Source organism: Streptomyces sp. NBC_01426 (assembly GCF_036231985.1).
Classification (GTDB): Bacteria; Actinomycetota; Actinomycetes; order Streptomycetales; family Streptomycetaceae; genus Streptomyces.
In genome coordinates, this window is record NZ_CP109500.1 from 6857666 (window position 1) to 6873665 (window position 16000).

Annotated in this window: 16 protein-coding genes; 5 read left to right on the forward strand and 11 right to left on the reverse strand. The window is 73.9% G+C overall.

The annotated features are described in order from the left end of the window. Positions 1–35 precede the first annotated feature (35 nt). The gene (locus OG906_RS30615; protein WP_329447316.1) at positions 36–1235 is read right to left on the reverse strand and encodes an MFS transporter; all 1200 of its coding nucleotides are present in this window, start codon (positions 1233–1235) and stop codon (positions 36–38) included. 73 nt (positions 1236–1308) lie between these two features. On the opposite strand from OG906_RS30615, the gene OG906_RS30620 reads away from it, so the two are divergent. Then, a complete protein-coding gene (locus OG906_RS30620) occupies positions 1309–2076 on the forward strand; it encodes a DeoR/GlpR family DNA-binding transcription regulator (RefSeq protein WP_329447317.1) in 768 nt (255 codons plus the stop codon). 123 nt (positions 2077–2199) lie between these two features. Here OG906_RS30620 and OG906_RS30625 read toward each other — a convergent pair whose 3' ends face one another. After that, positions 2200–2679, reverse strand: coding sequence for a hypothetical protein (locus OG906_RS30625; RefSeq protein WP_267798205.1), 480 nt, complete (start codon positions 2677–2679; stop codon positions 2200–2202). Between the two features lie 282 nt (positions 2680–2961). On the opposite strand from OG906_RS30625, the gene OG906_RS30630 reads away from it, so the two are divergent. Continuing rightward, a complete protein-coding gene (locus OG906_RS30630; RefSeq protein ID WP_329447318.1) occupies positions 2962–4083 on the forward strand; it encodes a DUF2330 domain-containing protein in 1122 nt (373 codons plus the stop codon). Between the two features lie 153 nt (positions 4084–4236). On the opposite strand, the gene surE is transcribed toward OG906_RS30630, so the two are convergent. Continuing rightward, complete coding sequence (gene surE, locus OG906_RS30635; RefSeq protein ID WP_329447319.1) at positions 4237–5163, reverse strand: 5'/3'-nucleotidase SurE; 927 nt, start codon at positions 5161–5163, stop codon at positions 4237–4239. A 382-nt stretch (positions 5164–5545) separates the two neighbouring features. Between surE and OG906_RS30640 the strand changes: the two genes are divergently transcribed. Then, positions 5546–6553, forward strand: coding sequence for a LacI family DNA-binding transcriptional regulator (locus OG906_RS30640; protein WP_329447320.1), 1008 nt, complete (start codon positions 5546–5548; stop codon positions 6551–6553). A gap of 54 nt (positions 6554–6607) precedes the next feature. Here OG906_RS30640 and OG906_RS30645 read toward each other — a convergent pair whose 3' ends face one another. After that, positions 6608–6733, reverse strand: coding sequence for a hypothetical protein (locus OG906_RS30645; protein ID WP_329447321.1), 126 nt, complete (start codon positions 6731–6733; stop codon positions 6608–6610). Positions 6734–7747: 1014 nt separating this feature from the next. Further along, the gene (locus OG906_RS30650; RefSeq protein WP_329447322.1) at positions 7748–8719 is read right to left on the reverse strand and encodes an alpha/beta hydrolase; all 972 of its coding nucleotides are present in this window, start codon (positions 8717–8719) and stop codon (positions 7748–7750) included. Positions 8720–9190: 471 nt separating this feature from the next. On the opposite strand from OG906_RS30650, the gene OG906_RS30655 reads away from it, so the two are divergent. Beyond that, a complete protein-coding gene (locus OG906_RS30655) occupies positions 9191–9541 on the forward strand; it encodes a hypothetical protein (RefSeq protein ID WP_329447323.1) in 351 nt (116 codons plus the stop codon). Positions 9542–9577: 36 nt separating this feature from the next. Here the strand turns inward: OG906_RS30655 and OG906_RS30660 are convergent, their stop codons facing one another. The 3 genes from OG906_RS30660 to OG906_RS30670 form a co-directional block, all read right to left on the reverse strand. Next, the gene (locus OG906_RS30660; protein WP_329447324.1) at positions 9578–10426 is read right to left on the reverse strand and encodes an ATP-grasp domain-containing protein; all 849 of its coding nucleotides are present in this window, start codon (positions 10424–10426) and stop codon (positions 9578–9580) included. A gap of 375 nt (positions 10427–10801) precedes the next feature. Further along, positions 10802–11461: a GOLPH3/VPS74 family protein gene (locus OG906_RS30665; RefSeq protein ID WP_329447325.1), complete on the reverse strand. Its 660-nt coding sequence runs from the start codon at positions 11459–11461 to the stop codon at positions 10802–10804. Between the two features lie 216 nt (positions 11462–11677). Further along, positions 11678–12739 (reverse strand): zinc-dependent alcohol dehydrogenase family protein, encoded by a 1062-nt coding sequence (locus tag OG906_RS30670; RefSeq protein WP_329447326.1) that lies wholly within the window; start codon positions 12737–12739, stop codon positions 11678–11680. 208 nt (positions 12740–12947) lie between these two features. Between OG906_RS30670 and OG906_RS30675 the strand changes: the two genes are divergently transcribed. Further along, positions 12948–13070, forward strand: a complete 123-nt coding sequence (locus tag OG906_RS30675; RefSeq protein ID WP_329447327.1) for a hypothetical protein — start codon at positions 12948–12950, stop codon at positions 13068–13070. Between the two features lie 30 nt (positions 13071–13100). On the opposite strand, the gene OG906_RS30680 is transcribed toward OG906_RS30675, so the two are convergent. From OG906_RS30680 to OG906_RS30690, 3 genes are all read right to left on the reverse strand, one after another. Continuing rightward, positions 13101–14018 carry a DMT family transporter gene (locus OG906_RS30680; protein ID WP_329447328.1) on the reverse strand — a complete coding sequence of 306 codons (918 nt, stop codon included), beginning with the start codon at positions 14016–14018 and terminating at the stop codon, positions 13101–13103. A 155-nt stretch (positions 14019–14173) separates the two neighbouring features. Next, a complete protein-coding gene (locus OG906_RS30685) occupies positions 14174–14992 on the reverse strand; it encodes an ATP-grasp domain-containing protein (protein WP_267798218.1) in 819 nt (272 codons plus the stop codon). Continuing rightward, the gene (locus OG906_RS30690) at positions 14989–15927 is read right to left on the reverse strand and encodes an ATP-grasp domain-containing protein (protein ID WP_267798219.1); all 939 of its coding nucleotides are present in this window, start codon (positions 15925–15927) and stop codon (positions 14989–14991) included. The genes OG906_RS30685 and OG906_RS30690 overlap by 4 nt, the downstream gene beginning before the upstream one ends. Positions 15928–16000: the final 73 nt, after the last annotated feature.

Here is a 16000-nt window from a genome sequence, read left to right on the forward strand (position 1 = left end):
GGGCCGGGCCGGACATCACACGGCGCGGAGGGTTCTCACGCGGCCGGCTCCGACGCCGGCCGCGGGCGCGATCCCTCGGACGCCGGCGTCCGGGTCCGCAGCACCCCGGCCGCGCCCGCCGCGACGAGGCAGAGCGCGACGGGCAGCAGCAGCGCCAGATTGAGCGGCACCAGGTGGGTGAGCGGGCCGATCACGGCCGGCCCGGCCAGCATGCCGAGGTACCCCAGGCCGGCGACCCGGGACACGTTGGTCCCGGAGCCGCCCCGGTCCTCGTGCCCGGCGGCGCTGAAGAACTGCGGGACGCAACCGGACAGTCCCAGGCCGAACGCCGTCCAGCCGGCCAACGCGACCGGGACGGAGCCGCCGAGCGCGGCCGCCGTCAGCCCCAGGGCCGCCAGCACGGCCCCGTACCGCACGACGAACACCGGACCGGTCCGGGCCACCACCCGGTCGGTGACCAGGCGTCCGGCGGTCATCGCGGTGGAGTAGGCCCCGTACGCCAGGGCGGCCGTCGCGGCGGGCGCGTCGAGGACGTCCCGCAGGTGCAGCGCGCTCCAGTCGTTCGCGACGCCCTCGCAGAGCATCAGCGCGAAGGCGAGAGCGGCCAGGGCCCAGATCCGCGCGGGCGTACGCCCTTTCACCCCCGACACGGCCTCGGCACGGTCCTTCGCGTGCTCGGCGGGAGGCAGCAGCGCCGTCGAGGCCGGCACGGTGAGGACGAGCCCGAGCACGGCGACCGTCGTCAGCGTCGGGGTCGTGCTCCAGCCGAGCCCGAGCGTCAGCGCCCCGGTGAGCGCGGCGAGCACCCCGCCCAGGGAGAACACCGCGTGGAAGGCCGACATCACCGGCCGGCCGTAGGCCCGTTCCACCTGTACGGCATGGGTGTTCATGGCGACGTCGAGACAGCCGTTGCCGAAGCCCAACACGAACAGGGCCACGCCCAGGGACAGGACGTCACCGGCCACCGCCGGCAACACCAGGGCGGCGCTGCACAGGACCGCCCCGGCCGGAACCGTGCGACGGCTCCCGAGCCGGTCCGTGAGCGGCCCGGCGATCTGCATGCCCAGGAACGCCCCTCCGCCCAGCAGCAGGAGCAGCGAGCCCAGGACGGCGTGGCTGATGCCGGTGCGGTGCTCCACGGCGGGAATGTGCACGATCCACATGCCCATGAGGAATCCGTTGAGCGCGAAGAAGGCAAAGGTGGCGAGGCGCGCGGCGCGCAGCGATCTGCTCATGGAAGGCACCATAGAGAACAGAATCTGTGTTCGCCAGCTTGAGTTTCGAACAAGAGAAATGTTCAATGAGGGCATGGCGAGTACATCGAGCACAGATCGACTGAAGCGGATCACCGAGGCCGTGCGCGACCGCGAGCAACTGAGCGTGGCGGAACTCGCCGAACTCACCGGCGCCTCGGAGATGACCGTCCGCCGCGACCTGGAGGCACTGGCCGAGCAGGGAGTGCTGGAACGCTTCCGGGGTGGCGCCCGCAGCCTGCTGCTGCGTGGCGAGGAGCCTCCGTTCGCCCTGCGCGCCCAGGAGGGCGAGGACGTCAAACGGAGGATCGCCGCCGAAGTGGCCTCCCTGATCGCGGACGGGGAATCGGTGGTCGTCGACAGCGGCACCACCTGCCTGGAAGTGGCCCGCGCGCTGAAGGAACGACGGATCACCGTCATGCCCCTGTCCCTGCACGCGGCCAACGCGCTCACCGGGGCACCCCACCTGACGCTCCTGCTGCCCGGCGGACAGCCGCGCCCGGGCGAGCTGGCCCTGACCGGGCCCCTCACCGAGGCCTCACTGGCCGCACTGCGCTTCGACACCGCCGTCATCGGCTGCTGCGGTCTGGTCCCGACGGACGGCCTGACCGCCTACGACCTGGCCGACGCCGCGGTCAAACGCGCCGCCATCGCCTCGTCGCGCCGGGTCATCGCGGTCGCGGAGGCGGCCAAGCTGACGCGCACGGCCCTCGCCTTCGTCGCCCCCACCGCGAGCCTGCACACGGTGGTCACCGACGCCTCCGCCCCGGAGGCCGCGATCGAGGCGCTGACCAGGGAGGGCGTCACGGTAAGAGCGGTGTGACGGATGTGATGGGTATGTCGGGTGTGAGGGCCGTGATGGGTCGAGGGGTGTGCGGGTGAGGGCTCGCACCCGTGCTCGTCGTCGCGCGCAGGCCCGGCATCATCACGCGCAGGCCCGCCGTCATCACGCGCAGAGGGTCAGGATCTCGATGACCCCCTCCGCGTACGCGGCCGTCACCGAGTCCGGGCCACCGGCCGCCTCCCGGCGCAGCTCGGGCAGGGACCGGCGCACGAAGGCCGCGCACTGCCCGTACAGCCCGGCCTCGTGCGAGGAGCCGTCGTCCTCCGTGCCCAGCAGGGCCAGCAGCGTGCGCAACAGCGCCTCGCGGGTCGCCTGGCGGGGCGGCCCGGCCGCCCAGATCGCCATCAGTACCCCGCAGGCCGCCGGGGCCGGCGCCTGGAGCTTCGACCAGGTGAAGGCATGACCGGCCAGCGCGTGGAATGCGGCCGGGTGCCCTTCGGCGGCGTCCCAGAGCGTGGGCACGAGATGCCCTGCGGAATGCCCGCATCCGCATTCGATGGCCTCCCAGTCGTGCCGTTCGATCTCCGTCTCCACGGCATCCGGCACCAAGGGGCTGCGCCGGGGATTGTCCGTCCGTTTCATGGGGCCAGTATGGGAGCCGCGGACCACCCCCGACCAGGGCCCATCCGGCTGGCGGCACGAACGTTGACCTACCGTGTCCCGGCGGCCCCCGCGACGGCCGGCCGGCCCCACGGAACGGGGTCGACAGGCCACTTTCGGTCACTCCGGTGCCCGGGGTTCGGTGCCCGGGGTTCGGTGCCCGGGGTCCGGTGCCCACGGTCGGCGACCGGGCGACGACCGGGCGGTGGGTGGCGGCGGACCGGTGTCCGGAACCGGATCCCGCGACCGCTCGTCCCAGACCGCGTGTGGAACGCAACGAAGAGACGAAGAGTCCTGGCCGTCCTGTTCGCCCTGCTCGCGACGCAACTCGGGAGCCTCGTCAACCCCGCCTACGCCTGCGGTTGCGGAGCGATGGTCCCCGACGGGTTCTCCCGGATCGGGGTGGCCCGGGAGACCTCGGTCGTGCGTTGGGACGGCCGCACCGAACAGATCGTGATGCGGTTCACGGTCGGCGGTGACGCCAAACGCGCCGCCTGGATCATGCCCGTGCCCTCGCGGGCGGGCGTCGAACTCGGGGACCCGGACCTGATCCCCGAACTCGGCCGGCTGACCCGCCCCGAGCGCAAGACCCGCACCTACTTCTGGCCACGCGACCGCGACTGGCCCTTCTCCTCGGGCAGCCTCGACGGAGTCGGCGCCGCACAGCCCGGCGCCGGCGCCCCGTCCGTCGGTGTCGTCGGCCGTGAGCGACTCGGCGACTTCGACGTCGCCCGACTGACCGCCACCGACCCGAACGCCCTGGGCGACTGGCTGGAGAGCAACGACTTCAAACTGCCGGACCGGCTCGCCGCGGAATTGAAGCCGTACGTCGACCAGAAGTGGGAGTACGTCGCCGTCCGCCTCGTCCCCCGCGAACAGGGCGCGACGCTGGGCGGGGAGCTCGACCCGCTGCGGATCAGTTTCGCCAGCGACCGACTCGTCTACCCGATGCGACTGTCCCGACTCGCCAAGTCCGCCCAGGCGCTGGGCCTGTACGTACTCGCCGACCACCGCATGGAACCCGCGTCCCCGATCGGCGGGGCCGACCCGGAGGTCACCTTCGCCGGGACCGTCACGCCGGAAGGTTCCCTGGCCGAGTTCACCGGCAGCGCCGCGCCGGTGTTCCTGACCGCGATCGACCAAAGGTTCCCGGACCCGAGCCGCATCGACGGGGACCACGAACTGCGTGCCACCGCGAAGGACACCCCGTTCCGCCACGTCGTGTACCGGGACGAACTCCTCACCGCGGGCGGCGTGCCCGTCTGGCTGCTGACGGTGGCGGGAGCCCTGGTGGTCGTGGCGGGTACGGCCGTGACCCTTCGGTCCGTACGCCGGTCCCGACGTCGCCGCCACCCGTCGGCCACCACGGCCCCCCTGGCGGACTGACCGGGGCGGGGCGTGGGACGGTGTCCCACGCCCCGAACGGCGCTCGGCCCGCTCGACCCGCTCGGCCCGCTCGGCCGGCGGCCGGCGCTCGACCGTCGTGCTGCGTGCTGCGTCCTGAGTTCTGCGTTCTGCGTTCTGCGTTCTGAACAGCGGTTACGGGCGCAGTCCGGCGATCAGGGCCGCGGTCCGGACGAAGTCCACGGGCCCGGTGTTCCAGTCGGCGCTCATCGGACTGACGGCGATCCTGCCCGCGCTGACGGCCTCCACGTCGCCGCCCCGGGCGGCGGGTCTCAGGTCCACCTTGACGCTCGTCGTCCAAGTGCCGTCGCCGGCGTCGGTGAAGTCGGGTCGCAGCAGGGTCTGCGGGTCCTGGAAGGTCGAGGAGACCCCGGCCGCGGTGCCCTTGCCGTCGGCGCCGACGATCGGATGGTTGACGTTCAGCCCGACGCCCGCGGGCAGGAGCGGACCGGACCGGGGCGCCCGGGCGCGCAGCCGGTCGATCAACTCGACCGCGAAGTCCACCGTCGGGCCCATCGCGTTGACCGTGGTCACCGGATCGGGCGCCGTGACACCGCCCGTGCTCAGGGCGATGGCCGGCACGCCGGACTCGAGCGCCGCGACCGCGCCGCCCACCGTGCCGGAGTGGGTGGCCAGACCGGCCACGTTGGGACCAAAGTTGGTGCCCGACACCACCAGATCGGGGGCGCGCCCCGCGAAGACCTCGGACAGGCCGAAGGCCACCGAGTCACCGGGAGTGCCGTCCACCGCCCACACCTTGGGCGCGGGGTGACGCACCGCGATCGACGGTGCGCTCGCCATCTTGGTGCCCGTGCCGCTCTGGTTGGTGAGCGGAGCCACGATGGTCACGTCGTGCCCGGCGGCGGTCAGTCGCTCGAACGCCTTGCGGATGCCGGGGGCGTCGTAGCCGTCGTCATTGGTGAGCAGGATCCGCAACGGGGCGGCGGGCGTGGGGGCGGCTGCCGGTCGGGCCTGCGGTGCGGCGGCCGCAGGCGCCGTACCGGCCAGGGTCGGCGCACACAGCAGCAGGGCGGCCAAGGGCATGACGTGATGGCGTCGCACGGAAGGCTCCTTCGAGGGAGGGCGAAAGGAAAGAGAGGGGAACGGAGGGGCGGGGAGGGGTGCCGAGCGTCGAGAGGCGACGCCGGTGGTGAACGACAGATTGATTACACGTGTCAGCTGACGTGCTGGGACACTGTGTAGCACCCATCGAGGGCTCCCGCCAGGGGTGCGGACGCGCCCTCGCGCGGATCGTGACCCAACCGGAAACCCGCGGGCGGGCACGTGTAACCACCCCGATGGGTCAGCGCCCTTGACCGTCGCGTCCGACCGGCCGGCGAACCCGCTCTCCGGCTACCTGACGCGTGTAACCTTCACCAGGCCAAGCAGGCATACCAGGCAGGGTTCGATCATTCGCTCCACGGGAGCGTCGAGGGAGCACGTCATGGTGAAGGACACTCCCGCCCCGGCGTCGATCACCAGTGCCGACGTCGCCCGGCTCGCCGGCGTGTCCCGTGCCACGGTCTCCTTCGTCCTCAACGACACCCGGGGCCACCGCGTCAGTGACGCCACCCGCGCCCGGGTCCTCGACGCCGCCCGGCAGCTCGGTTACGTGCCCCACGCCGCCGCCCGCTCCCTGCGGGCCGGTCGGAGCAACCTCGTCCTCATGCCGGCGTCGATCTCCGCGATCGGCCGCCTCGTCAGTGACTGGGTCGACGAACTGCACAGCGAGCTCGACCGCCACGGCTACACCACCGTCCTCCACGCGGGCCGCTTCGGTGATCCCGTCGACGCGGCCCGGGCCTGGGCCGAACTGCGCCCGGCCGCCGTCGTCGCCCTCGACGGCGACCGGTTCACCCCGCAGGCCGCCGAGTTGCTGCGCCGAGCCGGGGTCCGGGGGCTGCTCGCGTTCGCCTCCCACCCCGTACCGGGCGTCCACACCATCGGCTTCGACCATGCCCGCATCGGCGTCACCGCGACCGAGCACCTCATCGCACGCGGCCGGCGCAGGATCGGTGTCGTCGTGCCCCGCGAACGCGGACTGGACGCCCTCGCCGCGCCCCGGCTCGCCGGAGCCCGATCGGTCGCCGCCCGGTCCGCGGCGACCGTGACCCCGGTGGAACTGGCCTACACCCGCGAGTCCGCCTCCGAACTCGCCCGGCGCTGGGCGAGGCTCGACCTCGACGCCGTCTTCGCCTACAACGACGAGTACGCCGCACTGCTCCTGCACGCGTTCCGGGCCGAGGGCCTGGTGGTGCCGGACGACGTCGCGATGGTGGGTTCCGACGACCTGGTCCTCTCCGCGCTCCAACGCCCCGCGCTCACCACGGTCCGCCTGGACCTCGTACCGGCCGCACGCATCGCGGACGCCGTCCACGAACTGATCGAGACGGGTGCGACGTCGCCGATGCCCGAGGTGGAGCCGATCCTGATCCACCGCGCGACCTCCTGACGGGCGCTCTGCCCAGGTGCGGGGGGCGACGGAGCGCCGGTCGGCGTACGGCCGTTACGCGTGACGGCGGTTGACGTGCGAGTGGGCGACGTACCGGTGGTCGACGTACGGCCGGTCGGCGTACCGGCGGCCCACGTACCGGCGGGGGACGTACGGGCGTTCCACGTACGGGCGTTCCACGTACCGGCCGTGGCCGTACCGGCCGTTCCACGTGCCTGCGGTGGACGTACCGGCCGTGCGCTGCGACGTGCCGGAACTCCTGGTGAGCCTGATCCGGTTCGGCAGGACTTCGGTCGGCGCGCCCGGCGGGAGGTGTCTTCGACGCGCTGTTCCTTCCGAATGGAGGTCAATGCGCCCTGTACCAGAGGCAATTGGAAGCCGATCCGGGTGGCGGTGGGTCTGGCTTACCCCCCGTCCCGGGCGCCGGGCGAGTGCCGCGCCCGATGCGCAGAGCGTGTACGCGCCACCGGGCAGCACGGACTCCGTTACTGCCGCACGACGCTGCGGGTGGGCGGATGCGGTGCGTCCGTCGAGGGCCTCGGAGGCGACCTCGGCCGCTTTGTCCCGAGGTCCCCCGTGCACGGTACGCGGGCCACTCGGCCGTCAGCGTGTGGGTGGTCCCGGTCTGCCTCGTGCCGGTCACCGGTGCCGCCGAAGCGGCGCCCGCTGCCACGAAGAACACGATGATGCCGCGCGACGGCTCTGTGCCGGGGGAGGGCCGGGGGCAGTCTCGCCCGCCCCCGGATCCCCGTAGGCGTGACGGAACCCCGTACGCGCCCGAGGCCGCCCCCCGGCGGCCTCGGCGCGTACGGGTTCCGCGTACGGGTTCCGCGTACGGGTTCCGCGTACGGGTTCCGCGTACGGGTTCCGCGTACGGGTTCCGCGTACGGGTTCCGCGTACGGGTTCCGCGTACGGGTTCCGCGTACGGGTTCCGCGTACGGGTTCCGCGTACGGGTTCCGCGTACGGGTTCCGCGTACGGGTTCCGCGTACGGGTTCCGCGTACGGGTTGTCGGGTGGGCGGGTGTGCCCGCAGCCACTCGGGACCCCGCCCTGGGCCTGCGGGCGGCGGGACCCGCGCCCCGTCCGCCCCCGCCCTGGGCCGCCCGGGCCCCCGCCCCGGCGGCTTCGCGGGCTGCTCGGCGCGACGGGCCGAGGCCAAAGCGGGGCCCCGCCCCTGGGCTCGGCGGGCTCGTCAGGCCTCGGGGCGGAGGTGGTGGGACAGGAACGCGACGCTCTCCGCGACGATCCGCGGGACGTCGGGGGAGCCGAGGAAGATGTGGTCGGCGCCCTCCACCGGCCGCAGGACGACCTCGCCGCCCGCGCTCTCCAGGGCGGCGGCGAGCAACTCGCTCTGGCTGTACGGGACCAGTCCGTCCAGGCGGCCGTGGACGAGCAGGAACGGCGGCGGGTTCGAGGCCACCGCCGCGTGCGTCACCGGGCTGGCGGCCTTCGCCAGTTCCGGTCGCGCGGCCACGCCCGCACCCAGGAGGGCCTCGTACGGGTCGGGGAACTCGACACCGGGCGGCATCGCCGGCATCGGGTGCTCGGAGAGGGAGATCAGGTCGGAGACCCCGTACCAGTCGACCACGGCCCGCACGCCGGTGTCCCCGGAGCCCACGCCGTGCGCGCCCTCCAGCGCCGCTCCGTCCGCGCTGTGGGGGCCGACCAGGCCCGCGAGCGCGGCCAGGTGTCCTCCCGCCGACTCGCCCCAGACGGCGATCCGGTCGGCGTCGAGACCGAGGACACCGGCGTACGCGCGGACGTAGCGGATCGCGGCCTTCACGTCGTGCAGCTGCGCCGGGAAGGGGGCTTCGAGGCTGTGCCGGTAGTCGATGGAGACGAGGGCCAGTCCGGCCCCCAGGACCGCACCGTGCAGCAGCGCGGCCGGAACGGTCGGCGGCGGGTAGCGCCGGTCGCCGTCCAACCATCCGCCGCCGTGGATCCAGACGACCACGGGGAAGGGCCCCTCGCCCGCCGGGACCCGGACGTCGAGCAGTCGGGGCCGGTAGCCGGGGGTGGTGGCGTAGGTGATCCCGTCGTGGTGGCGGATCCCGTGCTCGTCCGTCACCGGGGGCTCGGGGGACCGGTAGGGCGGAGGGGGCCAGGTCGTGTCGGCCGGGTCGAAGGCGACGGGCGCGGATGCGGCGGGAGGAGATGGCGTCATTGCGGCCCTTCCTGTGCGGCGCGGCCCGGAGGGCCGGCGGGTTCGGTGCGAGGCCAGGCGTGGTGATGCATGTCCGCAATGCGCGCGGCGGTCACCGGGGCGAGTGGTTCAGTTACACGTGTCATCACGACTCTAGCGACACGTTTCCGCCGACCACAAGCCCCACCGGGGTCCCGGTCCCGCCGGCGCCGGTTCGCCCGTCCGGGCTCCCTCGCCGGCGGTCACACGCGGACCGCGGGACCCCGAGGCGCTCCGTACCGAACCCTCGACGACGGCCAAGGTGACATCGGCCGACTTCACCGACCACGTGGCCGACGTGGTGCGGCGGGCCCACCGGCTCGGTGCGGTGGTGCTCGTGGGTCAGAGCATGGGCGGACTCACGCTGAACACCGTGGCCAATCGGCCAATCGGGTCAACCGGGTCCACTGGCGCTCCGGTGACCCGGAGTTCCCGCGCGTCGTCCGGGAGGGGATGGCCGCCGACCGCACGGACGACGAGGTCCGCACCCTGCTCAACATCCTGGAGCCCGACGAGTCGGCGCAGATCGGCACCGCCGACACCCGGGGCCTGCCCGGGGCGTGGGGTCGGATCCCGCGTACCTACCTCCGGTTCACCGAGGACCGGACCATCCCGCCGGAGCTTCAGGACCTCATGATCGAGGAGGCGGACGAGCTGACCCCGGAGAACCGTTTCCACGTCCGGTCCCTGGCCGCTCCGCACATCAGCCCCCGCGATCCGGGGGAGCTCGCGGCGGAACTGGAACTGGTGGCCGGGCTCTGTCACCGAGGCTCCGGCCCCCCGCCCGGAGGTTTCGAGCCGTGAGCCCCGCCCCGGGGCCTCGTCACTCACTCCCGAGGCTCACAGCCCGTGGACGACCTCCGCGAACCGTTCCACGCCGCCCGGGGCCATCGTCAGGAACAAGTTGGGCTCGATCAACTCCAGTTCCATCAGGACGGGGGTGCCGTCGTCGGCCGGCGCGAGGTCCACGCGCGCGTAGGCCAACGGGCCGGCCGTCCGGGCGGCCACTACGGAGAGCGCCGCGCCGGCCAGGGCGAGTTCGGCCTCCGAGGGCGTGTGCCCGGTCAGGTCGGGGTGCGCCACACGGGTGTTGTCGATGCGGCCGGTGTCCGTGAGCACGGGGCCCTTGCGGACCGCGTGACTGAACTCGCCGCCCAGGAACACCAGTGCCCGTTCCCCCTCCACGATCCGCCCCATGTACGGCTGGACCATCGCCGTCGCCCCGGCCCCGTGCAACATCCGGACGTGGGCCGAGGCGGCCTCCCGCTGGGCCGGGGTGTACCGGGCCGTGTCACGGGAGCCGGCCGACACCGACGGCTTGACGACGATCTCGCCGTCCGGCGGCAGCGTCACGGGATCGCCGGGCGCGATGAACCGCGTCGGGACCGTAGGGATGCCCCGGGCCGAGAGTTCCGCCAGGTATACCTTGTCGCTGTTCCAGCGCACCAGCTCGGCCGGGCTGTGCAGTGCCGTCACCGCGTCCACGCCGTCGACCCAGGCGAGGAACTCGGGCAGCCGCTCGGAGTAGTCCCAGGTCGAGCGGATGACGACGACGTCCGGTGTGGCCCAGTCGTACCCCTCCTCGGCCCAGTCGACCGCGACGGCGTCGAGACCCCTCTCGCGCAACGCGGCCACCAGGAAGGGCAGTTCCGCGTCCTCGGCGGCGCCGAAGCCGTCCGTGGCCAGCACGATCCGTCGCGTCGCCGACCCACCCGCATCCGTATCCGCACCCACACCCGCACGCGTCACGCGGCACCCATCCCCGACCTCGACCACACCCGGGGGAGTCCCGGAGCTGCCGCGAATCTACGCCGCCGTTCGGGGGGGCGTCGAGGCGAGACGGCCGCCCGTACCCGCGCCCACCCCACCCCCACCTGCCATCATCGGCAAGAGGGGGGTCGGGAGACGAGACCCGGCCCCGCCTGCACGGAACCCAGACCCCGCCTGCACGGAACCCAGACCCCACCTGCACGGAACCCAGCCCCCGCATCCGCGGAACCCCGGCCCCGCCCCGGCGAGCCCCCGGGGACCGACCCGCCCCGACGGAACCCCCGACGGCGACCCTCAGGTGACCGTCGCGATGGTGACGACCGTGACCGCGGCCATCGCGGCCTGCATGTCGCGGATGGCCCTGCGGACCTGCTCGGCGGCCCACTGTCCGTCGGCCACCTCCGCCAGGCGTGCGGCGGTTTCCTTGCGGGGCGCGTCGGGGAAGACCAGGCGCCCCAGCTTCGCGGAATGGATCAGCGCGATCAGCCCCGCCGTCCGCGCGTCCGGGTCCGCGCCGGCCAGGACGACCGCGTCGAGCCGGTCCCGCAGTTCCCGTTCCACCGAGCCGTCGGCCTCGGGGTGGCGACGGGTCGGGAACACGCCCAGCACCTTGTGCCGGGTCTCCAGGACCACACCGCGATCGCGCAGGCCTTCCAGGGTGGCTCCGACCGCCTTGGCGTGGTCCTTGGTCAGCCAGTCCGTCACCCGGCGTCTGCTCTTGCCGCGCATCCACGTTTCGAGCAGCTGGAGGCGGCTGTCGAGCAGCGGCTGCCCGGTGGCGGTCGTGTCGGTCAACTCCAGGTGCTTGCCCGTCACCGACACCCGCCCTGCCATGACCAGTTCGAGCAGGATCCCGCCCGCGACCGCCCACCCGGCGGCCTCTCGCTGCTTCGCCGCCCCGGACTCGTCGTCCAGGGAGAGCAGCATGATCTCCTCGGCCAGTGTGATCGTCATGTCCCGTCCCCCCGATGATCCGTCGTCAGATGGTCAGACGTCCGGCCGGCGCGGAGAGTTCCCGGCCGCGCCACGCCCCGTCCCGCGCACACCCGTGGTCGCCGCGCACACCCCGTGGTCCCCGCGCACACCCAGCGGTCGCCACGCGCGCCTGCGGTCCGTCCCCCCGGCCCCCCGCCCCCGCCCCCGCCGTCAGCGCTCGCCCCCGCCCCGAGGTCAGCGCGCGCGGGGCTCGGAGGCCGCCGCCGGCCGGATGACGGTGATCCCGTTCCCCGGCGCCGTGCCCATCGCGGCGAGCGCGCCCGGCGCGTCCTCCAGCGTGATCGTCGCCGTCACCAGCAGGTCCGGGCGCAGCGCGCCGGAGCGCACGAGCTCCATCATCGGAGGGTAGGCGTGGGCGGCCATCCCGTGGCTGCCGAGGATCTCCAACTCCCAGCCGATCACCCGTTCCATCGGCAGGACCGTCCGCCCGGCCGCCGACGGCAGCAGCCCGACCTGCACGTGCCGTCCGCGCCGGCGCAGCCCGGCGACCGATGCGGCCGCCGTCGCCGGGGACCCGAGGGCGTCGAGCGAGAGGTGGGCCCCGCCGCCGGTCAGTTCCCGGACGGCCTCCGCCGTGTCCGGTGAACGGGCGTCGACACCGTGCGCCGCCCCGAACCGTCGCGCCAGTTCCAGTGCGCCCGGCGCGGTGTCCACGGCGATGACCCGGGCCCCGGCCGCCGCCGCGATCATCACCGCGGACAGCCCGACCCCGCCGCACCCGTGTACGGCGACCCACTCGCCCGGCGCCACCCTGCCCTGCGCGACCACCGCCCGGAACGCCGTCGCGAACCGGCAGCCCAGCCCGGCGGCCGTGTCGTACGACAGTTCGTCCGGCAGCGGCACCAGGTTCACGTCGGCATGGTCCAGGGCCACGTACTCGGCGAACGACCCCCAGTGCGTGAACCCGGGTTGCGTCTGTCGGGCGCACACCTGGTGGTCGCCGGCCGCGCAGTCGGCGCAGTTGCCGCACGCGCAGATGAACGGCACGGTCACCCGGTCACCGACCCCGCGGCGGGTGACGCCGGTGCCCACCGCCTCGACGACACCGGCGAGTTCGTGCCCGGGCACGTGGGGCAGCACGACGTCCGGGTCGTGTCCCATCCAGCCGTGCCAGTCGCTGCGGCACAGGCCGGTGGCTTCCACACGGACCACGACGCCGCCCGCCGCCGGCGTCGGGTCCGGGACCTCGCGTACCTCGGCCGGCTCACCGAACCGTTCGAACACCACCGCGCGCATGGAATCCGCCCTCCGCCCTCGATCGACTGCCCCGCACGCTACCGGCCGCGCCCGCCCCGCGCCCGCCCCGCCCACGTCGTCGTCGGCGCCCGCCCCCGGCGCCCCGTTCCGTGCCCGTCCGGCCGTACTTGTCCGGCGCGGACCCCGGTGGGAGGCTGCGGGCACCGCCGGGAGGCCGGCGGGAGCGTCCGAACCACCAGGGGGAACCGTGAACCGCAAGCGTGCCGCAGCCGCCGTGGCCGTCCTGCTCGCGTCCGTCGTCACCGCGCTCGGCGTGAGCTCCCAGGCCCACGCCGCCGCCGGGGACAAGAAGGTCGAGGTCATCAAGTAGCGGCGGCCGGCCGGATCGTGGCGGCGGGGCTCAGACCGCCCCGTCGCCGTTCGCGTCCCCACTGCCGGCGCCGGCCGCCTCCTCGACCCCGATCCCCTCCTCGTCCTCGCGCGAGCGGGCCAGCGCCAGGATGCCGACCGCGATCAGGGCGATGCCGGCAAGTTGGGGGAGCAGCCACCAGCCGGACCTCAGGTGCTCCTCGTACACGAGGACGCCCAGCGCCACGCTGATGCCGGCGTCGCCCAACGTCAGCGCGGGCTGCGAGGCGATCAGGGGGCCGCCCTGCATGGCGTGTTCGAGGAGCAGGAGGGCGCAGATGCCGGTGGCGCCGAAGGCGTACGTCTGCCACGAGGTGAGGAACGCGCCGATGCCGCCCTCGGTCAGGATGTGCATGGAGGACTTCATCAGGCCCGCCGTGAGCGCGTAGCAGACGGCGGTGGCCGCCCCGAGGCACCCGGCCCGGGCCCGTCCCGGCGGCCGGCGCAGTCCGGCGGCGGCGAGGGCGGCCACGGCGACGGCGCACGCGAGGAGGACGGGGAGCCAGCGGTCGAGCGCCACGTGGGTGCGGTTCCCGGCCGGTGCGGCGCCGGCGAGGGCCAGCCCCAGCCCGGCGACCACCGCCACCACGGCGATCCAGAGGGCTGAGGGGAGCCGCCGCCGCGTCAGCAGGGTGGCAATGAGCAGTGCGAGCGGCAGTTCCAGCACGAAGAGCGGTTGTACGAGGGCCAGCGGGCCCGTCGCCAGCGCGGCGGCCTGCCCCGCCCCGGCCAGGATCACGGCCAGGATCCCGGCGAGCCACAGGGGTCGTTTCAACAGGTCGAGGACCAGCCCGGGCCGGAATCCGGAACTCTGCGGAACGGTGAGCGCGGCCCGACGCTGGAGCACGGTGGCGAGGGCGTTGCTGAGCGCCGCGAAGAGCGCGAGGAGGACCGGCAGGACGAAGCCCATCCCGCGATCCTCACGGCGATGCCCGCGCGCGCCCGGACGGGACACGGCGCCGTCCCCCGTCCGGCCCCGCGCACGGCGTTCCCGCGGGCCCCGCGTACGAGGATCCCGCGCGGTGCGTCAGCCGTTCCCGCGTACGAGAGTCCCCGCGCGGTGCGTCAGCCGTTCCCGCGGGCCCTGCGCACGGCCAGGGCGGCCAGTGCCTCGGGAGCCCCCGCCTGGCCGCGGATGCCGGGGAAGGCGTTGACGTCCACGATCAGCGGGGCGCCCTCGCCGGTGTCGATGACGTCCACCCCGTACACGTCCAGGCCGAAGACCTCGCCGACCCGCAGGGTCAGCTCCGCCAACTCCGGAAGCGGTTCGTCCGGGGCGTGCCCCGCGGCGCTTTCCTCGTCCGCGAGTTCGGAGCGGCGCAGCGCCGTGAAGACCCGGTTGCCGATGGCCCACAGTTTGTGGTCCCAGCCGTTGTTGGGGGCGAACGCCTGGACCACGACCGGCTCCTGGCCCCAGCCGCCGGCCAGCTTCCGCAGCCGCGCCGCGTCGTCGACCCGCGCCACCAGGTCGCCCTTGCGGCTTCGCCGGCTCTTGACCACCACCGGCCAGGGCATGCCGGGCAGCCCCGGTCCGGTGGAGTGCAGGGCCAGCTGACCCAGCGAGCCGAAGGTCCGCGTGGTGGCGAAGGGCAGCCCGGCGCGTCGGGCCAGCTCCGCCATCTCCGTGCGGTCCTGGCAGCGTTCCGTGGCATCGGCCGAGTTCACCACCCGGGCGCCCTGCCGCTCCAGCTCGCGCGCCAGTTCCAGCGCCCTCGGGGTCCGCGCCTTCAACAGGTACACGTCGGCCCGGTCGGCGGCCGCGCAGGCCGCCGCCCCGGGATCCGCCGGGTCCAGTACGCGTACCTCGTGGTCGCCGCCCAGCAGCTCCGCCGCCGTCGCCAGCAGCGGGTGCCCCGGGTCCGGTGTGATCAGACCGATCCTCATACGCCTTCTCCCGCTCGCGCCGAGGCCTGTGCCCCGATGGTCGCCGTCAGCGGCGCCGGTGCCGCGTACGGTCGCTGCTGCGGCCAGGAGGGTCCGGGTCCGGCGGGCTCCTCCACCCGGACACCGCCCACCCGCGCCAGGTCGAGCACCGCCCGCGCCACCCGGGCCGCCGCCTCCGGGACCTGACGGAAACTGGGGAAGTCGTTCACGTCGACCACCACCGGCCCCTCGGGACCCAGCAGTACGTCCAGCCCGTACAGATCCAGTCCGTAGACCGCGCCGACCTGCGCCGCGATGGCCGCGACCTCGGCCGACAGCGGCACCTGACGTTCGTGTACCGCACGGTCCGGGTGGAGGGGCGAGCAGCGTTCGGTGGCGAACATCTCCCCGCCGACGCAGTACACCTTGACGTCCGTGCCCGAATTGGGCACGTACGGCTGGGCGATGAGCATGCCCTCGCCCGCCAGCTCGGGGAGCAGGGCCGCGAGCCCGTCCGGGGCGGACAGCAGGTGCACCGACCGTCCGGAACTCCCGTCGGCCGGTTTGACGACCAAGGGGTACTCCGAGGTCGGGATCTCCGCCAGCAGTTCGGGCCGTGCCACGGCGTACGTCGGGGGCAACGGAAGCCCCCGTACCCGCCCGATGGCCGCGGCGAGCGCCTTGTCGCGCACGCCCCGGATGGACCGGGCGTCGTTGACCGTCGTCATCCCCGCCGCCGCCGCGGCTTCGAGCAGGGTCAGCCCGGGGCCGCCGGACACGGTCTTGAGCACCCAGGCGTCATGGGCGCCCGCTTCCACCAGGTCCGTCATGCGCAGCAGCGAGCCGCCCGGCCGCAGGACGTCCACGTGGTGCCCCCAAGCCGTCAGTTGCCGGATCACCTCGTTCGGCATGCCGTCGTGGCGGTAGTGCTCCTCCACCAGGAAGCAGAGCCTCATGGACCTTCCCCATATTCCCCGGACGTCCGCCGCCGATCCCGCCCGGCGAGTTGTGACGTCACAGGATGCCATG

Bases quoted from the DNA above. Each gene is read 5' to 3' on its own strand.
- OG906_RS30625 (WP_267798205.1), bottom strand. From the start codon at position 2,679: ATGAAACGGACGGACAATCCCCGGCGCAGCCCCTTGGTGCCGGATGCC.
- OG906_RS30670 (WP_329447326.1), bottom strand. From the start codon at position 12,739: ATGCGCGCGGTGGTGTTCGAACGGTTCGGTGAGCCGGCCGAGGTACGC.
- OG906_RS30640 (WP_329447320.1), top strand. From the start codon at position 5,546: ATGGTGAAGGACACTCCCGCCCCGGCGTCGATCACCAGTGCCGACGTC.
- OG906_RS30665 (WP_329447325.1), bottom strand. From the start codon at position 11,461: ATGACGATCACACTGGCCGAGGAGATCATGCTGCTCTCCCTGGACGAC.
- OG906_RS30680 (WP_329447328.1), bottom strand. From the start codon at position 14,018: ATGGGCTTCGTCCTGCCGGTCCTCCTCGCGCTCTTCGCGGCGCTCAGC.
- OG906_RS30615 (WP_329447316.1), bottom strand. From the start codon at position 1,235: ATGAGCAGATCGCTGCGCGCCGCGCGCCTCGCCACCTTTGCCTTCTTC.
- OG906_RS30685 (WP_267798218.1), bottom strand. From the start codon at position 14,992: ATGAGGATCGGTCTGATCACACCGGACCCGGGGCACCCGCTGCTGGCG.
- OG906_RS30690 (WP_267798219.1), bottom strand. From the start codon at position 15,927: ATGAGGCTCTGCTTCCTGGTGGAGGAGCACTACCGCCACGACGGCATG.
- OG906_RS30650 (WP_329447322.1), bottom strand. From the start codon at position 8,719: ATGACGCCATCTCCTCCCGCCGCATCCGCGCCCGTCGCCTTCGACCCG.
- OG906_RS30620 (WP_329447317.1), top strand. From the start codon at position 1,309: ATGGCGAGTACATCGAGCACAGATCGACTGAAGCGGATCACCGAGGCC.
- OG906_RS30655 (WP_329447323.1), top strand. From the start codon at position 9,191: ATGGCCGCCGACCGCACGGACGACGAGGTCCGCACCCTGCTCAACATC.